Genomic DNA, 19,649 nt, shown 5'->3' with positions numbered 1-19,649 from the left:
CGTACGGCGGTGCGGCGGGGTACGGCGGGGTACGGCGGTGCGGCGGGGTACGGCGTACGGCGCGGGCACGAACCCCCGGCGGGCAGGCGGAGGGCGGCCGCTCGTCGAGGAGGGGGAGACGAGCGGCCGCCACGGGGGGTGCCGCACCCGTGGGGGGTTGCCCGGGCGTCTGCCCCCGGTCCGCGGAAGCATGCGCCCCGGACGGCGGCAAGAACCGGACGGACGGCCACCGCCCGCGGAGGGCGGCCGGCCCGCCGCGCACCGGGGCCGGCCCCCCGCCGGACCGGTGGGAACCGGCCACCGGCGGAGGGCATCCGGACCTCCGGGCCCGGACTCCGAAGCCCAACCGGCGTGCCCGGCGGCCGCGGTCGGCCTCCGCGCGCTGCGGCTACCCCTCGGTGGACGGACCTCCCGGGGTCTCCGGTGCCCCGGCGCCGGCCCCGACCCCGGCGCCCGGCGGGGCGGAGGTCGCGGAGCCCGCGCCGGCGCCGGGCCGCGCGCAGTCCTCCGCGCCCGCGGCCGTGGTCGCGCACACCTCGGCGTCGGACGGCTCGCCGGCGGCGACCATCCGGGTGTAGGCCTCCGTCACCCCGGGCTGCGTCCCGGTCGCCGCGGGGACCTCGGCGCTCTCGCTCCGCTTCCCCACGGCGACCCGCACCGAATCGCCCGGGGCCGCCTCGGTGATGCGTGCCCAGACCGCACCGCAGACCTCGCTGTGCCGCATCTCCACGAACGCGGCGCCGACCCGGACCTCCGCGACCGTGCCGGCGTGCTCGCCGCCGCAGCCCTGCTCCTCCGGGTCCTCGCCCGTGCAGTCGTCACCCGAGCATGCGACTCCCTCGGGGAGCTCCGGCTCCGCCGGGGCGGACGTCGGCGTGGTGGCGACCCGGGCCTTGCCGTCCGCCGGGGCGTCGTCACCGAGACCGAGGAAGAACACCGCGCCCGCGGTCACGGCGAGCGCCCCCGCCAGCCCGAGTCCGAGCAGCAGCGCGCGCCGGGCACCGCCACCCGGCCGCGGGCCACCGCCGGAGCGCGCGTCGCTGCCCGCGTCCGGCCCGCGCGGCCCGGCCGGGGCGGTCACGACGGAGAGCGCGACGGTGTCGGGCGTCGGATGGCCGGGATCCGGCTGCCCGGGCTGCCCGGGCGCGGAGGCCGGCCGCCCGTACGGAGGTGCCGCGGGTGCGGGGTGTCCGGGCGCCGCGCCACCGGTCGTCGCCCTCCCCGGCGCCGGGTGCCCCGGCGGCGCCTCCGGCGGTGGTTCCGTGGCGCGATCGTGCCCCGCTTCGGCGCGGGCCCACGCCGCCTCGGCCCGCTCCCACTGTGCCGTGAGCGGACCGATGGCGTAGCCCGTCACCTCGGCCAGCGCCACCACGGCTCCCAGCGGCGGCAGCAGACGGCCGTTCAGATACCGGTCCCACGAGGTCTTGCTGTAACCGGTGCGGTCCGCGACGGACCCGACCCCCAGACCGCTGAGCTCGACGATCCGGCGGAGCTGTCCGGTGAACTCCCGTATCTGCGGGTCCAGTTCTTCCGGCAGCACCTTCCAACGAGGCATTGCCTCCCCCTGTTCCCCCCGCGTGTGCACAAGTACCCGGCGACGGCGCGACCTCCCGGTAACGCCGCCTGCCGTCAAGGATGTTCGGGTTCAGGATGTCAGTTCCGCCGCGGCGGCGACACGGGTGTCCCCGGTTCGGGACACGGCTGCCGCGGAGAACGCGCCGCGCCGGCGGCGGTACGCCCGTATCCGTCCCGGTCGGGACGGGTCGTCGGGACGGGTTGGCCGGCGGCAGGCCCCGGACGGGCCGGCCGCGGGCGCGTCCGGAGCACGGCCGTTGCGGAGCGGTGACCGGCTGCCGACACGGCGCGCACAGCGTGATCAGGACATGCCGGAACGGTCACCTCCGCGCCACAGAGCACCCAGCGCCCTTGATCCCGGCCCCCCGGACGAAGAGGCTCGGAAACACGCGGAGCCCGTCCTGCTCGGGGGAGGGGGCGGGCTCCGCCCACGCGTCCGCCGGCAAGGGGTGCGCGAACGCCGAGGGCGTCAGCGCACCGCGAAACGGATGATGTCCTCCAGCCAGGGAATCTCCAGCCAGGGGTCGGGCAGGGACATCAGAGCCAGCAGCGTGATCAGGGTGCCGAGCAGGCCGTACGTCACCATGTCCGTGAAGCGGGACCGCACGGCCAGCATTCCCACCGAGGGCAGCACCCGGCGCAGCACCGCGCCGGCGAGCAGCGAGAGCCCGACGAGCAGGGTGCCGATCCGGGACACGCCGAAGGCGACCAGGATCAGTCCGGCCGCGGTGCCGCCCAGCACGGACAGCAGCGGCCACTGCCGTACCGGCGCCGGGGCGTCCCCCGGCGCGGCACGGCCGCCGCCCTCGGGGCGCGCGGTGCTCCGCGTGAGGCGGGGGAAGCGGCGGCTGCCGCCACCCGGGCCCGCGCCCCCGCCCGGCTTTCCGGCGCCACCGGGCGCCCCCCGGCTTCCGGGCGTCCCGGGGCTGCCGTCCGCCGCCTGGCTCTCCACGGCCTCAGCCCGCATGGCCCGCGCCGTCCCGGACCCCGGCCCGCCGTTCGGCGGCCTCCACCACGTTCTGCAGCAGCAGCGCGCGGGTCATCGGGCCGACACCGCCCGGGTTGGGCGCCACCCAGCCGGCGACCTCGGCCACGCCCGGGTGCACATCGCCGACGATCTTCCCGCTCTCGTCCCGGCTGACGCCGACGTCCAGGACGGCCGCGCCCGGCTTGACGTCCTCGGGCCGGACGATGTGCGGGGCACCGGCCGCGGCGACGATGATGTCCGCCTGCCGGAGCTGGGCGGAGAGGTCACGGGTGCCGGTGTGGCAGAGCGTCACGGTCGCGTTGACCTCGCGGCGCGTGAACAGCAGCCCGATGGAGCGGCCGACGGTCATCCCGCGGCCCACGACGGTCAGATGGGCGCCCTTGGTCTCCACCCCGTGGCGGCGCAGCAGCGCCAGGATGCCGTTGGGGGTGCAGGGCAGGGCGGCCTCCTGGTTGAGCACCAGCTTGCCCAGGCTCATCGGGGCGAGGCCGTCGGCGTCCTTGGCCGGGTCGATCAGCTCCAGGACACGGCCGGTGTCGATGCCCTTGGGCAGCGGGAGCTGGACGATGTAGCCGGTGCAGGCCGGGTCCTCGTTGAGCTCCCGTACGACCGCCTCGATCTCCTCCTGCGTGGCGGTGGCCGGCAGTTCGCGCTGGATGGAGGCGATGCCGACCTGCGCGCAGTCGCGGTGCTTCCCGGCGACGTACTTCTGGCTGCCGACGTCGTCGCCCACGAGGAGCGTGCCGAGGCCGGGGGTGACACCGCGGGCCCTGAGCTCCGCGACGCGGGTGGCGAGTTCGGACTTGATCGCGGCCGCGGTGGCCTTGCCGTCGAGAATCTGGGCAGTCATGGCTTCATCCTCCCGGATGGGCGGCGGCGGTGGCCAATGAGGTCCGCCGCGACGGGGCGGGGGCGGGGGCGGGTGCGGAGGCTCGCGGGTGTCCGGGACCGGGCCGCGCCGCCCAGGGAAGGGGGCGCGGCCCGGGCGATGTCCCGCGGGGGCGGGATCGGGCCGGCTCAGTGGAAGAAGTGCCGGGTCCCGGTGAGGTACATCGTGACGCCGGCCGCCTTCGCCGCCTCGATCACCTGCTCGTCGCGGACGGAGCCGCCCGGCTGGACGACGGCGGTCACCCCGGCCTCCAGCAGCACCTCCAGACCGTCCGGGAAGGGGAAGAAGGCGTCGGAGGCGGCGTACGCGCCGGCCGCCCGCTCCGCGCCGGCCCGCTGCACCGCGAGCTTCGCGGAGTCGACGCGGTTGACCTGGCCCATGCCGACACCGACGGTCGCTCCGCCCCTGGCGAGCAGGATGGCGTTGGACTTCACGGCCCGGCAGGCCCGCCAGGCGAAGGCCAGTTCGGCCAGCCCGGTCTCGTCCAGCGCCGCGCCGGAGACCCGGGTCCAGGTCTCGGGCAGGTCCCCCTCGGCCTGGAGGCGGTCGCTGTGCTGGAGGAGCACACCGCCGGAGACGGGCCGCAGCTCGTTCCCCCGGACCGGGGCGCCCTCGACGCGCAGCACCCGGATGTTCTTCTTGCGGGCCAGCACCTCGACGGCGCCGTCCTCGTACGCCGGGGCCGCGACGACCTCGGTGAAGATCTCCGCGACCTGCTCGGCCATCGCCACGGACACCGGGCGGTTGACGGCGATCACGCCGCCGAAGGCCGACAGCGGGTCGCAGGCGTGGGCCTTGCGGTGCGCCTCGGCCACGTCGGCGCCGATGGCGATGCCGCAGGGGTTGGCGTGCTTGATGATCGCCACACAGGGCTCGTCGTGGTCGTACGCGGCGCGGCGGGCGGCCTCGGTGTCCACGTAGTTGTTGAAGGACATCTCCTTGCCGTGCAGCTGCTCGGCGTTGGCGATGCCCTCCGGGGTGCCGTCGGTGTAGAGGGCGGCGGACTGGTGCGGGTTCTCGCCGTAGCGGAGGGTGCTCTTGCGGCGCCAGGTCTCGCCGAGGAACTCGGGGAGCGCGGTGACGTTCTCCGCGTGCTCGGGGGCGTAGGTCCCGGTGAACCAGGTGGCGACGGCTGCGTCGTACGCGGCGGTGTGCTGGAAGGCCTCGGCGGCGAGCCGCTTGCGCGCGTCCAGGCCGAAGCCGCCGTCGCGGACGGCGGCGAGGACGTCCCCGTACCGCCCGGGGCTGGTCACCACGGCGACCGACGGGTGGTTCTTGGCGGCGGCGCGCACCATCGACGGCCCGCCGATGTCGATCTGCTCGACGCACTCGTCGGGGGTGGCTCCGGAGGCGACGGTCTCCCGGAACGGGTAGAGGTTGACGACGACGAGCTCGAAGGGCGCCACCTCCAGCTCGGCGAGCTGCTTGCGGTGCTCCTCCAGCCGCAGGTCGGCGAGGATGCCGGCGTGTACCCGGGGATGCAGGGTCTTGACGCGGCCGTCCAGGCACTCGGGGAAGCCGGTCAGCTCCTCCACCTTGGTGACGGGCACGCCGGCGGCGGCGATCCGCCCGGCCGTGGAGCCGGTGGAGACGAGCTCGACCCCGGACTCGTGCAGCCCCCGGGCCAGCTCCTCCAGGCCGGTCTTGTCGTAGACGCTGACCAGGGCGCGGCGGATGGGCCGCCGCGTGCCGTCCGGGCCGTGGAGGCCCGCGAGGCCTTCAGGAGTGGTCATGGGATCTGTACCTTTCGTCCCTCGATGCGATAGCCGTTGCGGGCCAGACGCCCCACGACATCGACGAGCAGCCGTCGCTCGACTTCCTTGATCCGCTCATGGAGCGCCGCTCCCCCGTCCTCGTGGTCCTCGTCCCGGACCTCGACCACGCCCTGGGCGATGACCGGCCCGGTGTCGACGCCGTCGTCGACGAAGTGGACGGTGCAGCCGGTCACCCCGACCCCGTACGCGAGGGCGTCGCGCACGGCGTGGGCGCCGGGGAAGCTGGGCAGCAGCGCGGGGTGGGTGTTGATGAACCGCCCCCCGAACCGGGCGAGGAATTCCTTGCCCACGATCTTCATGAAGCCCGCGGAGACCACCAGGTCCGGTGCGAAACGGGCGGTGGCCTCGGTGAGTGCCCGGTCCCACGCCGCGCGGTCCGGGTGGTCGCCGAGGCGGCAGACGAACGTCGGCAGCCCGGCGCGCTCGGCCCGCTCCAGCCCGGCGATGCCGTCCCGGTCGGCCCCGACGGCGACGATCTCGGCACCGTACGAGCCGTCCGGGGCCGCCGCGACCGCGTCGAGCAGCGCCTGGAGGTTCGTACCGGAGCCGGAGACCAGCACCACCAGCCGGGCGGGCCGGTCCCCGGCCGGAGTCCAGGGGCGGGCGCGAAGAGGGGGCGAGGACACGGCGGAACTCTTTCTCACGGGGCGCAGGTTTGTGGGGTCGCACAAGCGAGGAGCATCCTGGTGTCCGGAAGACCCTACGAAGCCGCCGACCACGGGCCACGATACCGGCACCGCGGGCAGCCCCCGCGGGACGGGGGCGCGCGCGGAAGGTAGCGTGCGTCTCAGACACCGACGTCACTCCGAGGGCCGAATCCGCCGACGCGGGCCCGCGGCCCGGACGACGACACGAGGGAAGACACCACTCCAGATGCCGGACCGACGCCTCCGCGCGACTCCCAGCCTCCCGCCGTTCCCGACCCCGCTCCTGCGTGAACGCCCCCCGGCATCGGCGTCCCCGGCCTCCGGCGGGCGGAACGGACGTGACGCACACGACAGCGGAAGCGGCGGCGACGGCGGCCCGCGGGACACCGGGCGGGCACCGGAGCACACCGGGGACGGCGACACGGCCGGGACGCCGGAGACGGACGCGGGAACGGATGCGGGAACGGGGCCGGGGACGGGCGCGGACGGCGCCGACGGCGGGGACGCGGGCGGTGACCGGGCCGGCGAGCCCGCCAATCCCTTCGCGCCCCCGCCGGAGGGCCGCCCCGACGAGGAGTGGCGGCCCCGCGGCGGTTCCGGCGAGGGCCGGGGCGGCGGCGAGAACGGCGGCCGGCGGCCGTCCTGGGGCAGTTCCCGGTGGAGCAGCCGCCAGCCGGGCCGGCAGAGCGGCGGCTTCGGAGGCGGGCGGCAGGACGGGCCGGGCGGCTCCGAGGGCCCGGGCGGCCCCGGCGAGCTGCGCTGGGACCCGACGGACCCCAACCAGCGGCGCGCCCGGTACGCGATGGTCGCGGGCATGTGGGCGTTCATCCTCGCGCTGTTCAGCCTGCCGGAGATCGCCCTGCTGCTGGGCTCCCTCGCCCTGTACTGGGGTGTCAGCTCCCTGCGGGGCACGGCACCCCGCCCGGAGAGCTCCCCGTCCCGTACCGCCGCGGCCCGCCCGCAGGACGTGTCGGGCCCCCCGGACGCCGGGGGCACCCCCGCCACCGGGCCCGCCAAGGGCCCGGCGCAGAACGGCGGTTACGGGGCCAGGTCGCAGAAGAGCGCGGCGGTCAGCGGTCTCATCACGGGCAGCCTCGCCCTGGCCGTCGTGGCGACGACCTACACCTTCCAGATCGTCTACCGCGACTACTACACGTGCGTGGACGACGCCCTGACCCGGGCCTCCCAGCAGCAGTGCGAGAAGCTCCTCCCCGAGCATCTCCGTCCCCTCCTCGGCGTCCCGGACTGAGCCGCCCGGCCGGTCAGGCCGTGGCGGGCGCGGGGCCGGACTCCGGGCCGCGCCACCGGCTCCTCCTCAGCCACCAGCCGTGCAGGACGAGTGCGGTGGGCAGCCCGGCCGCGCCCGTCCAGGCGGCCGCGGCCGCCCCGGTGGCCCAGGCGTCGGGGCCGAGCCGGGCCAGCGCGCCGGTACCCAGGGTGCCGCCCGACGCGGCGGCGATCAGTGTCATCGCGAGCCCGCAGACCAGCGCTCCGTACAGCGCGGTCAGCGGTGTCTGCCACCAGGCCGGGACGGGCCGGCCGGCCGCCCGGGCCCGGTACGCGGCGAGGGCCGCGCGCCGGCCGACGGCCAGGCCCGCGGCCACGGGGACCGCGCCGGCGGCCCAGGTCAGCGGGGAACCGGGGCCCTCGGGCGGGAGCGCGGCGAGGAGGGGGAAGGCGGGCAGTTCCGGGTAGCCCGTGGCGACGAGGGCGGTGACCGTGCTGCCCGCCCCGGCGGTGAAGCCGGGCCCCAGTGCGTACGCGGCGCCCCAGACGGCCGCGTTGGGCGCCAGGGCCAGGCAGAGGAGCAGCACGGAGGCCCGTCCGGGCACCGTCCCGTCGAGGGCGAGCAGCGTGTCCCGCGCCTCGATGCCGTCCGCGGCGAGGGACGCGGCCGCCAGCAGCGCGCCGCCGCCGAGGAGCACCGCGACGCCGCGAGCCGCCGCGCGGGGCCCGGCCCCCGCCTCGGGGTAGGTGAACGGGGCGCGCAGCGCGCGCGGCAGCCGGCGCAGAGCGGCGCGCACGCCGGGGGGCAGCCGTCGTTCGGCGAGGCCGCCGGCGGCCCAGGTGCCGCACAGCACCGTCACGGCACAGATGGCGCAGAGGCGCGGCAGCACCGCGGCGGGCTCGGCGCGCAGCGGTCCCTCGTCGGCGTACAGGGCGGCGCCGAGGCCGACGGCGAGGTAGCCGGCGCAGAGCCAGGCGAGGGTGGGGAAGGCGCTGTGGCCGGGCGGGGGCGGAGGCTCCGCCGGGGCCCGGTGCCGGGCCGCGTGCCGGGCGCCGGCCGTCTCCCCGGGCCCGGGGTACTCCGTCCGCGCGACGCGCACCGCGAGGGCGGCTTCCGCGAGGGCCGCGGCTTCCGCCGCCTCCGCCTGCTCCGCGGCGTCCGTGGCCCGTTGCGCGGAGCGGTACAGCAGCCATACCGGCAGCAGGCCGATCAGCAGCGGCGGCAGTCCCACGGGGGCCGTACCGCCGTCCACGCCGGTGGTGCGGAGGAGTTCCGCGCCGTGGCCGAGAAGCCAGAGGGCGGCCGCGGTCCGCAGGGCGCCCTCGGGCCCGGCGCCCGGGTCGGCCGAGACGATCCAGTGGGCCAGCACCGCCACGGCGGGCACACCGAGCCCCAGCCCGGCTGCGACCGCGCCACCCGCCACTCCGGCGGTGGCCGTGCGGAGGCGCTCGCCGAGCGGGGCCGGCGGGTCGGCACCGTGGTCATGGGCGGGAAGGGGCAGCAGGCCGGGGTCGGCGAGGGGGCGGCTCACGCGACCATGCTGCCAAGCGCAATCCGGTATATCCGGTTAGCCGCCTATGTTCGTTGTGTCGTTATGGTCGTTGTGTCGTCGGATCACCTGACGGACTGATCGGATGATCCGGGACCGGCACCCGGCGGGAGCCCCGCCCCGCGGACCCCGGTGTCCGCGCCCGGGTACGCCGCAGGGCGCCGGTTCCCGCCCGGAGGGGGAACCGGCGCCCTGTGCGGCACGGCCTCGCGGCCCCGCTGTGCGGTACGCGGCCGTGCGACCGTGCGGCCGTGCGGCCGGAGGTCAGCCGGCGAGGGCGGCGCGCGCGAGGCGGGCCGTCTCGGACGGCGTCTTGCCGACCTTCACACCCGCGGCCTCCAGGGCCTCCTTCTTCGCCTGCGCCGTGCCGGAGGAGCCGGACACGATGGCGCCGGCGTGGCCCATGGTCTTGCCCTCGGGCGCGGTGAACCCGGCGACGTAGCCGACGACCGGCTTCGTCACGTTCGCCTTGATGTACTCCGCGGCCCGCTCCTCGGCGTCGCCGCCGATCTCACCGATCATCACGATCAGGTCGGTGTCGGGGTCGGCCTCGAAGGCGGCCAGGGCGTCGATGTGCGTGGTGCCGATGACCGGGTCGCCACCGATGCCGACGGCCGAGGAGAAGCCGAGGTCCCGCAGCTCGTACATCATCTGGTACGTCAGCGTGCCCGACTTCGAGACCAGGCCGATGCGGCCGGCGTTGGTGATGTCGGCCGGGATGATGCCGGCGTTCGACTGTCCGGGGGAGATGAGACCCGGGCAGTTGGGGCCGACGATCCGGGTCTTGTTGCCCTTGGCGCCGGCGTACGCCCAGAACGCGGCGGTGTCGTGCACCGCGATGCCCTCGGTGATGACGACGGCGAGACCGATCTCGGCGTCGATCGCCTCGACGACCGCGTCCTTCGCGAACTTCGGCGGAACGAAGATCACGGTGACGTCCGCGCCGGTGGCCTCCATGGCCTCCTTGACGGAGCCGAAGACGGGCACCTCGGTGCCGCCGAAGTCGACCGTGGCGCCGGCCTTGCGCGGGTTCACGCCGCCGACGATGTTCGTGCCCGAGGCAAGCATCCGCTTGGTGTGCTTCTGGCCCTCGGAGCCGGTCATCCCCTGGACGATGACCTTGCTTTCCTTGGTGAGGAAGATAGCCATGGTGTTGGTGACCCGTTCCCTTTACTTAGCAGCCAGCTCGGCGGCACGGTCGGCCGCACCGTCCATGGTGTCCACCTGCTGGACCAGCGGGTGGTTCGCGTCGGAGAGGATCGTGCGACCCAGCTCCGCGTTGTTGCCGTCGAGCCGCACGACCAGCGGCTTGTCGACCTCCTCGCCCTTGGACTTGAGCAGCTCCAGGGCCTGCACGATGCCGTTGGCGACCGCGTCGCACGCGGTGATGCCGCCGAAGACGTTGACGAAGACGGACTTGACGGCCGGGTCGCCCAGGATGATCTCCAGGCCGTTCGCCATCACCTCGGCGGAGGCGCCGCCGCCGATGTCGAGGAAGTTGGCGGGCTTGACGTTGTTGTGCGCCTCACCGGCGTACGCGACGACGTCCAGGGTGCTCATCACGAGACCCGCGCCGTTGCCGATGATGCCGACCTCGCCGTCGAGCTTCACGTAGTTGAGGCCCTTGGCCTTGGCGGCGGCCTCCAGCGGGTCGGCCGCGGCCTTGTCCTCCAGCGCCGCGTGGTCCGGCTGGCGGAAGTCGGCGTTGGCGTCCAGGGAGACCTTGCCGTCCAGCGCCAGGACCTTGCCGTCGTCACCGGTCTTGGCCAGCGGGTTGACCTCGACGAGCAGGGCGTCCTCGGCGATGAACGCCTTCCACAGGGTCTGCAGGATCTCGGCGATCTGGTCCGCGACGTCGGCGGGGAACTTCGCCGCCTCGACGATCTCGCGGGCCTTCTCGGGGGTCACGCCCTCGTTGGCGTCCACCGGGACCTTGGCGAGCGCCTCGGGCTTGGTGGCGGCGACCTCCTCGATGTCCATGCCGCCCTCGACGGAGGCCATGGCCAGGAAGGTCCGGTTGGTGCGGTCCAGCAGGTAGGAGACGTAGTACTCCTCCTTGATGTCCGCGGTCTGGGCCAGCATCACCTTGTGGACCGTGTGGCCCTTGATGTCCATGCCCAGGATCTGGCCGGCCTTCTCGACCGCGTCGGCCGGGTCCTTGGCCAGCTTCACGCCGCCGGCCTTGCCGCGGCCACCGACCTTGACCTGCGCCTTGACGACCGCGCGGCCGCCGAGACGCTCGGTCACCTCGCGCGCCGCCTCAGGCGTGTCGATCACTTCACCGGCCAGCACCGGTACACCGTGCTTGGCGAAGAGGTCCCTCGCCTGATACTCGAACAGGTCCACGCGCGTCCGTCCCTTTGCGTCTCGATACCGCTGTCGTGGTGATTGCGGTGCGTTGTCTGCATGGGCGTGCCGCAGGGGCAGCGTGACGACGCGGTCACTGGGAGGCGCACACACTGGCCGGCACGCGGCATGTCCGCCTGGCAGGTTATCGCCGTACGCGGGAGGGCCCTAAATCACAGATCACATGTGCGCGGTGATTACAGTCACAGATCAGAGGAGTGGCGGCGCGCCGCACCGGGGATATGCCCGGCATCGGCGACAGTGGCCCCGCCCGGGGCGGCTGCGCCGACCGGGTGACGCCCGGCACCAGCGGTGGAGGCCGGTGCCGGGCGTCTCTCCTCCCCCGGCGACCCTTCGCCGGCGGCCCTCTTACCGGCCCCTCTTGTCGGCCCCTCTTGTCGGCTCCCCTTGCCGGCCCCTCTCGCCACCCCTCCGACCGGCCCTTCCTTCCCGCCCGCCCGGAACGGTCCGGGGAACGGAGAGGCCCCGGCCGCGCCGGGACCGGACATGCCGCACGCCGCGGCCGGAGGCGGAGCGGTGACACCGGACCGGGCCGCGCGCCGCGCCTTCCCGGCCGGAGCCGTCGGCGTTCCCGGCGCGTGACGCCACCGGCGCCCTGGCGACCCCCGCGCGCCGCCATCACGGGCCCTCCATCGTTTTCACTTCTCGTACAGATGCCGTGGTCCCGCACCCCGGAGCCGAACCGCTCATTTTTCGCCTTCCGGTACACAAACCGGCGCGCCGACACCCTCACTCTTTCGACTTAATCCGATTCCCGGAATATTGAATTCCGCCACTCCGCTGACCGGACTCATCCGTTCCGACCCAGGACAATGCCGTGATCCACCCGCGGAACGCGGCCAGGGGAATACCCTTACCCGCTTCGCGGAAAGGCCGGAAACCGTCCTTGACCCCCACTTGAAGGCGCACCCAGACTCCAAGTGGCACTCATGCACCAAGAGCCACAGGCAATGAACGCTTGGGCGCGCGGTACCGAAAACCGCGCGGGGTGTACGTCGGGGGGACGGAGAACGTGCGCGCGCATTCACGGGCCGCACACAACTCCTTCATCCCTTCTTCTCATCTCTTGGTGCGCGAAGGGAATGGAGGGAATGCCGGTGCGAACGGCCCATCCCGGCGTATACATCGAGGAACTTCCCAGTAGCGTCCGCACCATCGGCGCGGTCACCACCTCGGTGACCGCCTTCGTCGGGCACACCCGCCGAGGGCCGCTCAACCAGCCGGTGCGGATCACCAGTTTCGCCGACTTCGAGCGCCGCTTCGGGGGTCTCACCGCCCGCAGCGCGGTGAGTCACGCCGTCCACCAGTTCTTCGGCAACGGCGGCTCCGCCGCGGTGATCGTGCGCGTGGCGGCGTCCGGCACCGGGGAGGAGGCCGAGGTCACGCTCGAGTCCACCGAGGACGGCAGCGCCCACCCGGTGCTGCGGGTCACCGCCCGGGAGGCCGGCGTCTGGGGCTCCGGCCTGCGGGTGTCCGTCGACCACGACACCCGGCGCCCGGACGAGACCTTCAATCTGCGCGTCACCGACGCGAACGGCGAGGCCCGGGAGAGCTACACCGGGCTGTCCATGAGCCCCGGGCACGGGCGCTTCGTGGAGACCGTGGTGAACGAGGGCTCCGATCTGGTGCGGGTCCGGGTCGCCGGCGAGGGCCGTCCCGACCCGTCCGGCACCGTGTCGAAGCCGTTCGGGGCCGAACTGCCCGACCCGGCCGTCGAACTCACCGTCAAGATCGGCACGGCGGAGCGCAGCTTCACCCTGTACGACCCCGCGGTGGACGGCCCGGCCCCGGTGACCGTCACCGAACTCGCCCTGCTGCTGGAGCGGAAGCTGCGGGCGCTGCCCGACGCGCCCGGCAAGCGGGCCTTCGCCCGGGCCGAGGCCACCGCGTTCGGCAACCGGATCCAGGTGGTCGCCGGGTCCGCGGACCCCCGCGACACCGTGCGGTTCCTCGGCGAGTGCGCCAACGACCTGGGCCTGGAGGGCTCGGTCAATCCGCCCGTCTTCCCGCTCACCGGGGGCGCGGACGGCGATCCGCCCGGACCGCAGGACCTCATCGGCAGCGAGGACCTCAAGACGGGGCTGCACGCGCTGCGCGACGCCGACGACGTCAACCTGCTGGCGCTGCCCGAGCTGGCGGCGTACGAGTCCACCGAGGACATGGTCACGGTGATCTCGGCGGCCGTGGCGCTCTGCGAGGAGCGGCGGATCTTCCTGCTCGTCGACGCTCCGGCGTCCTGGACCAGTGTGGACCGGGCGCGGGCCGGGCTGTCCGCGTTCGACCCGGTCCGCAGCGACCACGCGGCGCTGTACTTCCCGCAGGTGCGGCTGACCGACCCGCTCACCGGGCGGCTGCGCGCCTTCCCGCCGTCCGGCGCCGTCGCCGGCGTCACCGCCCGCACGGACGGTGAGCGCGGGGTGTGGAAGGCCGCGGCGGGCACGGAGGCCCGGCTGGCCGGGGTGCGCTCGCTGACCGTGCGGATCACCGACCGGGAGAGCGGCCTCCTCAACCCGCTGGGCGTCAACTGCCTGCGCACCTTCCCGGTGCTCGGCCCGCTGGTCTGGGGCGCCCGCACGCTCGAGGGCGCGGACGGCCTCGACAGCGAGTGGACGTACGCACCGGTGCGGCGGCTCGCCCTGCACATCGAGGAAAGCCTCCACCGCGGGCTGCAGTGGGTGGTCTTCGAACCGAACGGCGAACAGCTCTGGCAGCAGATCCGGCTGGACGCCTCGTCGTTCCTGCACACCCTGTTCCGCCAGGGCGCGTTCAAGGGCCGCACACCGCGCGAGGCGTACTACGTCAAATGCGACGCGGACACCACCACCGAGCAGGACATCGCGCAGGGCGTGGTGAACGTCGTGGTGGGATTCGCGCCGGTCAGGCCCGCGGAGTTCGTGGTCGTCAAGATCCAGCAGATCGCCGGACAGTTCGAGATTTAGGAATCCGATGGCCGAGTTTCAGATCAACGCCCATCGCTTCGACCCGTACAAGAATTTCAAGTTCCTCGTTCTCTGGGGCGGGCGTACGGTCGCGGGCATCAGCAAAATCAGCCCGCTGAAGCGCACCACCGAAGTGGTCAAGCACCGCAATGGCGGCGACCCGAGCACTCCGCGCAAATCGCCCGGGCGTTCCGAATTCGAGGGGGTGACGCTCGAACGCGGGGTCACCCACGATCCGGAATTCGACCGCTGGGCCAACAAGGTCTGGCAGGTCGGGGCCGGGCTGGGCGCCGAGGTGTCGCTCGCCGACTTCCGCCGGGACATCGTGATCCAGGTCCTCAACGAGGCCGGGCAGGTGGCCGTCTCGCACAAGCTCTACCGGGCCTGGCCGAGTGAGTACCAGGTGCTGGGGGAACTGGACGCCAACGCCAACGCCGTCGCGATCCAGAGTCTCAAGCTGGAGTGCGAGGGCTGGGAGCGGGACTACGAGGTGCCGGAGCCGACGGAGCCGTCCTTCACCAACCCGGTCTGAGCGCCGGGCGGTCCGCGTGATGGAGACGACGGAGCCGGCGGGCCCGCGCCCCGGGGCGGTATCTGCGCCCGGGGCGGCGGAACTGCTGGCCGTGTGGGAGGCCGGGCTCGCGGAACACGGTCCCGGGCGGGCCCTGCTGCTGCACCGCACGGCCCGTCCGGGGGCCGGCACCGGCGAACTGCTGGCGATGCCGGTCGGCGAGCGGGAGACGGACCTGTTCGCGCTGCGGAGCACGCTCTTCGGCGAGCGGATGCAGGTGCGGATCGAGTGCCGTGCGTGCGGTACGGCGATGGAGTTCGACCTCGACGCCGGGCAGCTGACCGGCGACCGTCCGCGGCCGGGAGGGCCGCTGCGGGTGACGGAGGACGGCTGGGTGGTCGAGTTCCGGCTGCCCACCGTCGCCGACCTCGCGGCGGCGGTCCGGGCGGCGGCGGGCGGCGAGGCGCCCGACGGCGAGCCGGGGGCGGGCCGCGGGGCAGAGGCGTCGCTCGCCCGGCGGGAGCTGCTGGCCCGCTGCATCCTCTCCGCCGTGCGGAACGGCGAACCGGTCGCCGGGGACCGGATGCCCGACGCCCTGCCGGAGCGGGTGCGGCGGCGGATCGCCGAGGCCGCCGGGCGCGCCGACCCCGCCGCCGAGGTCACGCTCCACGTCACCTGCCCCGAGTGCGGCGAGGCCACCCCGGCCGAGCTGGACATCACCTCCTACCTCTGGACCGAACTCGACTCCTGGGCGCGGGACCTGCTGCTCGACGTCCACCTGCTCGCCACCGCCTACGGCTGGAGCGAGCCGGAGATCCTGGCGCTGAGTCCGCTGCGGCGCCGCTACTACCTGGAGCTGTGCGCCGATGCCTGACCCCGACCACTTCGACCGGCTGCTGGCCCGGCACACCCCCGTACGGGCGGTGGCCGGCGCCGCCGCCCCGGCGCGGGTGCGGCCGCGGCTGCCCGGCCCGTTCGAGCGGGTCGAGTCGCTGCGGGCGGCGGACCCCGGGCCGGAGGAGGGCGGCCCGCTCTCCGCTCCCGCGGCCCCGGCCGCCCGCGGTCCGGTGGAGATGGTCCGGCGGGAGCGCGAGGTCCGGACCGACCGGCACACCGTCGTCCGCTCCTCCGAGGTCCCCCGCGGCGAGCCCGTCCCACCGGTCACCGCACGGCCGGCCGCGCCGCTGCTGCGGCCCGCCGCGCCGGTCCCGCCCGGCCCGCGCCCGGCGGGGCGGGAGACCCCCCGGCGGGAACGGCGGGGCTCGGCCCCCGCGCCCGCCGCCGGCGGGCCGGGACCCACGGTCGCGGCGGCCGCGCCCCACCCCCCGGGCGTGGTCGCCGCTCCCCCGGCCGCCGTCCCGCCGCGCCCCCGCGAGGCCGACGCGGCCGCGGCCCGCGAAGCCGCCCGCTCCGGTGCCGGACGGCGCCGGGGACGGGGCGCGGAGCAGGTCGTGCATGTGGAGATCGGCCGGCTGGAGGTCAGCGCCGCGGGCGCGGCCCGTCCCGGCGAGCGGGCGGGCGGCGGTTCCGGCCGTACGGGCCGGCCCGCGCCGGCACTGAGCCTGGACGACTATCTGACGCGCGGCGGACGGAGGAGCTGAGACATGAGCAACGCACTCGCCATCGCGACGGTCACCCAGGCGCTGGCCCACCTGATCGCGAACAACCTGACGCCGGAGTTCAACGAGGCGGTCCGCGTCGAGCCCCGCAAGCCCCCGGCCGAGCCGCCGCCCGACCCGCTCATCACGGTGTTCTGCTACCAGGTGACGCCGAACGCCTCGATGCGCAACAACGACCTGCCGACCCGGGCCGCCGACGGCACCCTCGTCCAGCGGGCCGCGGCCGCGCTCGATCTGCACTATCTGATCAGCGCCTACGGGGAGGAGGCCGAGCTGGTCGGGCAGCGGCTCATCGGATGCGTGGTGCGCACGCTGCACGAGATCCCGGTGCTGCCGCGCGATGTGATCGCACAGGCCGCCGAACGCCCGCATCTGGCGGGCAGCGATCTGGCCGACGCCCTGCAGAAGGTCCGCTTCACCCCGACCCAGATGGACATCGACGAGACCTCGAAGCTCTGGGGGATGCTCCACCAGACGCCGTACTCGCTGTCGGTGGCCTATCAGGCGTCGCTGGTACTGATCGAGGGCCGTGAACGGCCCGTGCCGGTACCGCCGGTGGAGCGGCACACGGTCCGGGCGGTCCCCTTCGGCGCCCCGGGGGCCCCGGTGCCGCCGGGGGGCGGCGCGGGTCCGGTGGACGGCCCGGCGCGGGCCGGGGGGACGGAAGCCGGGGCACGGGAAGCCGGTGGAACGGAAGCCGGTGGGACGTCGCGGGCGAGCGGTCGGGCGTCCCGCGCCGGGCGGAACTCCCCCGCCGCTTCCGGGCCTTCCGCCGCCGGGCCCGGCACGGCCCTCGCCGCCGCGGCGGCCCCCGCGGCCCCGTCCTCCGCCTCCGCCGCCACGCCACCGGCGGCGTCAGCCGGTGCGGCCGCCCGGCGGACCACGGCCCGGGCCGGCCGCACCGGTGCCGCGTCCCCGGCGGCCCGGACCAGGGCCGAGGAGACCGGGCCCGCCACGGCGGCGGCCCGCACGTCCCGTACCGCGGGCGCCCCTTCGGACACCGCCGGCACGGGCCGGGGCACCGCCTCCGCCCCCACCGGCAGGACCGGGCGGGCGAGTACCACCAAGCGGACCGGAACCTCCGGCTCCCGGCGCAAGGACGGCGGTTCCGGCGGCGGTTCCGACGGCACTTCCGGGGCGGCCGGGGCCGGCGACGCGGCCGGCGACGCGGCCGGCGAACAGCGGGAGGGCTGAGGCGCGGTGGCGGGGACAGGCGAGGGCAGGACGGCATCCGGCGGGAACGGGCCGGCCGCCGCGCCCGGATACGCGGACGGCCCGGCGCTGGCCGCTGCCGTACGGTCCGTCCTGGCGCGTCTCGACGCCCACGCCGCCCGCGCCCGCACGCACACCACCGCGCAGACCGGCCCCCCGGCGCCGGACACGTCCGGTCCGGGGCCGGACCCCGCTCCCGGCGCCCGCCCGGGAGCCTCCGCGGCGGACCACCGCCGGGCCAAGGCCGCACCGCCGGACCGGGATCCGGTCCCGGGCCCCGGGGAGGCCGCGCCCGGGGAGCCCGAGTCCGGGGAGCCCGAGTCCGGGGAGCCACCCGCCGGCCCGGCGCCCGGGGTTCCGGGCGAGCCGGGGAACCGCCCGGCACCCGGCACCGCGCCCGGCCCCGCGTCCCTGGACGCCCTCGTCACCTGCTTCGGCCTCAGCTCCTTCGAACGGGACATCCTGCTGCTCACCGCGGCCGCCGAGCTGGAGCCGACCACCGCCTCCCGCTGCGCCGCCGCGAGCGGTGACCCGCAGCGCTCGTACCCGACCTTCTCCCTCGCCCTGGCCGCGCTGGCCGAGCCGCACTGGAGCGCGCTCACCCCCGTGGCCCCGCTGCGCCGCTGGCGCCTGGTCGAGCCGGCCGACGAGACGCGGCTGACCGCCTCCCGTCTCCGCCTGGACGAGCGCATCCTGCACTTCCTCCTCGGCTCGCCGTATCTCGACGCCCGGCTGCACGGGCTGCTGCGGCGCGTGCCGCTCCCCGCCGGCCTCCCGCCCTCGTACGACGCCGCCGCGCGGCGGATCGCCGACGGCTGGGCGGAGTCCGGGCCGGGCGTGCCGCCGCGCGTCGAACTGGTCGGCGGCGACCGGCACACCCGGGAGGAGATCGCCGCGTCCGCCGCCCGCCGCAGCGGACTCGGGCTGTACTCGATGGCCGCGCAGGACGTGCCGGCCGTCCCGGCCGAGCGCGACCGCCTCTCCCGTCTCTGGCAGCGCGAGGCGATCCTGCTACCCGCCGCGCTGCTGCTGGAGAGCGGCGAGCTGGACCGCGAACAGGCCACGGCGGCCGACGCGTTCGCCGCGGCCGCCGCCGTGCCGCTGGTCGTCGCCAGTACGGACGCCCGGCCCGCCACGCACGCGGACCGGGGCGAGCGGATCACCGTCCCGGACCTCGGCGACGAGGAGCGGCTGCGGCTGTGGACGGACGCGTTCAGCGGTGTACCCGGGGTCGGGGAGGAGCAACTGCGGCAGCTCGTCGCGCAGTTCTCGCTGCCTCCGCACGTCGTGCGGTCCGCCGCCGCGACGGTGCGCCGCGGCCTCGCCGGCGGGGAGGCAGAGGCCGTCGGCCTGGACGCACAGGAGCTCGCCTGGCGGGCCGGGCTCACGGAGGCCCGGATGGGCCTGGACGAGCTGGGCCGCCGGATCGAACCGGAGGCGGGCTGGGACGATCTGGTGCTGACCGAACGCCAGTTGCGCATCCTGCGGGAGATCGTGGCGCACGTACGGCAGCGCGGCACCGTCCACCAGGAGTGGGGTTTCGCGCAGACGCTGCGCCGGGGCCTCGGCGTCACCGCGCTGTTCGCAGGCGGCTCGGGCACCGGCAAGACCCTGGCGGCCGAGGTGATGGCCAAGGAGCTGGGGCTCGACCTCTTCGTCATCGACCTCTCGCAGGTGGTGTCGAAGTACATCGGCGAGACCGAGAAGAACCTGCGCAAGGTGTTCGACGCGGCGGAGCGCGGCGGGGCCCTGCTGCTGTTCGACGAGGCCGACGCCCTGTTCGGCAAGCGCAGCGAGGTCAAGGACAGCCACGACCGGTACGCGAATCTGGAGGTCAGCTATCTGCTGATGCGGATGGAGGCCTACCGGGGCCTGGCCATCCTCACCACGAACATGAAGAAGGCCCTGGACACGGCCTTCATGCGGCGCATCCGCTTCGTCGTCGACTTCCCGTTCCCGGGAGAGAGCGAGCGGGCCGAGATCTGGCGCCGGGTTCTGCCCGCGCAGGCGCCGGTCAAGGACCTCGAGCCGGAGCGGCTGGCGCAGCTCACCGTGGCGGGCGGCTCCATCCGCAACATCGCGCTGGCGGGCGCCTTCCTCGCGGCGGAGGAGGGCGAAGCGCTGCGGATGCGGCACATGCTGGCCGCCGCCCGCACCGAGTACCTGAAGCTGGAGCGCTCCCTGACGCCCTCGGAGGTCCGCGGATGGATCTGAACGGGACACGTCGGAACGAGACGGGACGGAACGCGGCGGGGCCGACGACGGGGGCACCACGGGACGGAACGCCGCGCGGCGGGATGCCGCCTGAGGGGGCGCCGCGGGACGGGACGACGCCGGACGGGACGCCGCG

At 75.2% G+C, this 19,649-nt stretch carries 15 protein-coding genes; 7 read left to right on the top strand and 8 right to left on the bottom strand.

The window, feature by feature from the left end:
- Positions 1–388: 388 nt before the first annotated feature.
- The 5 genes from KBZ10_RS16560 to purN form a co-directional block, all read right to left on the bottom strand.
- A complete protein-coding gene (locus tag KBZ10_RS16560) occupies positions 389–1,555 on the bottom strand; it encodes an XRE family transcriptional regulator (protein ID WP_210988421.1) in 1,167 nt (388 codons plus the stop codon).
- Between the two features lie 489 nt (positions 1,556–2,044).
- Positions 2,045–2,542, bottom strand: coding sequence for a DUF3017 domain-containing protein (locus KBZ10_RS16555; RefSeq protein WP_210988420.1), 498 nt, complete (start codon positions 2,540–2,542; stop codon positions 2,045–2,047).
- Positions 2,532–3,413 carry a bifunctional methylenetetrahydrofolate dehydrogenase/methenyltetrahydrofolate cyclohydrolase gene (locus KBZ10_RS16550; RefSeq protein ID WP_210988419.1) on the bottom strand — a complete coding sequence of 294 codons (882 nt, stop codon included), beginning with the start codon at positions 3,411–3,413 and terminating at the stop codon, positions 2,532–2,534. Before KBZ10_RS16550 ends, KBZ10_RS16555 begins: the two co-directional genes overlap by 11 nt.
- A 167-nt stretch (positions 3,414–3,580) precedes the next feature.
- The gene (purH, locus tag KBZ10_RS16545) at positions 3,581–5,185 is read right to left on the bottom strand and encodes a bifunctional phosphoribosylaminoimidazolecarboxamide formyltransferase/IMP cyclohydrolase (protein ID WP_210988418.1); all 1,605 of its coding nucleotides are present in this window, start codon (positions 5,183–5,185) and stop codon (positions 3,581–3,583) included.
- Entirely contained in the window at positions 5,182–5,853 is a 672-nt protein-coding gene (gene purN, locus KBZ10_RS16540; RefSeq protein ID WP_210988417.1) for a phosphoribosylglycinamide formyltransferase, read from the bottom strand. The genes purH and purN overlap by 4 nt, the downstream gene beginning before the upstream one ends.
- A 247-nt stretch (positions 5,854–6,100) precedes the next feature.
- On the opposite strand from purN, the gene KBZ10_RS16535 reads away from it, so the two are divergent.
- Entirely contained in the window at positions 6,101–7,123 is a 1,023-nt protein-coding gene (locus KBZ10_RS16535; RefSeq protein WP_210988416.1) for a hypothetical protein, read from the top strand.
- Between the two features lie 13 nt (positions 7,124–7,136).
- Here KBZ10_RS16535 and KBZ10_RS16530 read toward each other — a convergent pair whose 3' ends face one another.
- From KBZ10_RS16530 to sucC, 3 genes are all read right to left on the bottom strand, one after another.
- A complete protein-coding gene (locus tag KBZ10_RS16530; RefSeq protein ID WP_210988415.1) occupies positions 7,137–8,633 on the bottom strand; it encodes a DUF6350 family protein in 1,497 nt (498 codons plus the stop codon).
- A gap of 282 nt (positions 8,634–8,915) precedes the next feature.
- Positions 8,916–9,800: a succinate--CoA ligase subunit alpha gene (gene sucD, locus KBZ10_RS16525; RefSeq protein ID WP_210988414.1), complete on the bottom strand. Its 885-nt coding sequence runs from the start codon at positions 9,798–9,800 to the stop codon at positions 8,916–8,918.
- Positions 9,801–9,821: 21 nt separating this feature from the next.
- Positions 9,822–10,997, bottom strand: coding sequence for an ADP-forming succinate--CoA ligase subunit beta (gene sucC, locus KBZ10_RS16520; RefSeq protein WP_210988413.1), 1,176 nt, complete (start codon positions 10,995–10,997; stop codon positions 9,822–9,824).
- A 1,112-nt stretch (positions 10,998–12,109) separates the two neighbouring features.
- Between sucC and KBZ10_RS16515 the strand changes: the two genes are divergently transcribed.
- From KBZ10_RS16515 to KBZ10_RS16490, 6 genes are read left to right on the top strand one after another with little or no spacing between them, the layout of a single operon-like run.
- The gene (locus KBZ10_RS16515) at positions 12,110–13,957 is read left to right on the top strand and encodes a phage tail sheath subtilisin-like domain-containing protein (protein ID WP_210988412.1); all 1,848 of its coding nucleotides are present in this window, start codon (positions 12,110–12,112) and stop codon (positions 13,955–13,957) included.
- A gap of 7 nt (positions 13,958–13,964) precedes the next feature.
- A complete protein-coding gene (locus KBZ10_RS16510) occupies positions 13,965–14,489 on the top strand; it encodes a phage tail protein (protein ID WP_019710451.1) in 525 nt (174 codons plus the stop codon).
- 19 nt (positions 14,490–14,508) lie between these two features.
- A complete protein-coding gene (locus tag KBZ10_RS16505) occupies positions 14,509–15,342 on the top strand; it encodes a hypothetical protein (protein WP_210988411.1) in 834 nt (277 codons plus the stop codon).
- Positions 15,335–16,069 carry a hypothetical protein gene (locus KBZ10_RS16500; protein ID WP_210988410.1) on the top strand — a complete coding sequence of 245 codons (735 nt, stop codon included), beginning with the start codon at positions 15,335–15,337 and terminating at the stop codon, positions 16,067–16,069. Before KBZ10_RS16505 ends, KBZ10_RS16500 begins: the two co-directional genes overlap by 8 nt.
- 3 nt (positions 16,070–16,072) lie before the next feature.
- Positions 16,073–17,281 (top strand): DUF4255 domain-containing protein, encoded by a 1,209-nt coding sequence (locus KBZ10_RS30060; protein ID WP_210988409.1) that lies wholly within the window; start codon positions 16,073–16,075, stop codon positions 17,279–17,281.
- A 6-nt stretch (positions 17,282–17,287) separates the two neighbouring features.
- A complete protein-coding gene (locus tag KBZ10_RS16490; RefSeq protein ID WP_210988408.1) occupies positions 17,288–19,513 on the top strand; it encodes an ATP-binding protein in 2,226 nt (741 codons plus the stop codon).
- Positions 19,514–19,649 lie beyond the last annotated feature (136 nt).

Origin of the sequence: Streptomyces sp. F63 (assembly GCF_018070345.1) — a bacterium.
Taxonomy (GTDB): domain Bacteria; phylum Actinomycetota; class Actinomycetes; order Streptomycetales; family Streptomycetaceae; genus Streptomyces.
Note: the sequence above shows the minus strand (reverse complement) of the source record. Positions and strands in the feature narration are given on the sequence as shown.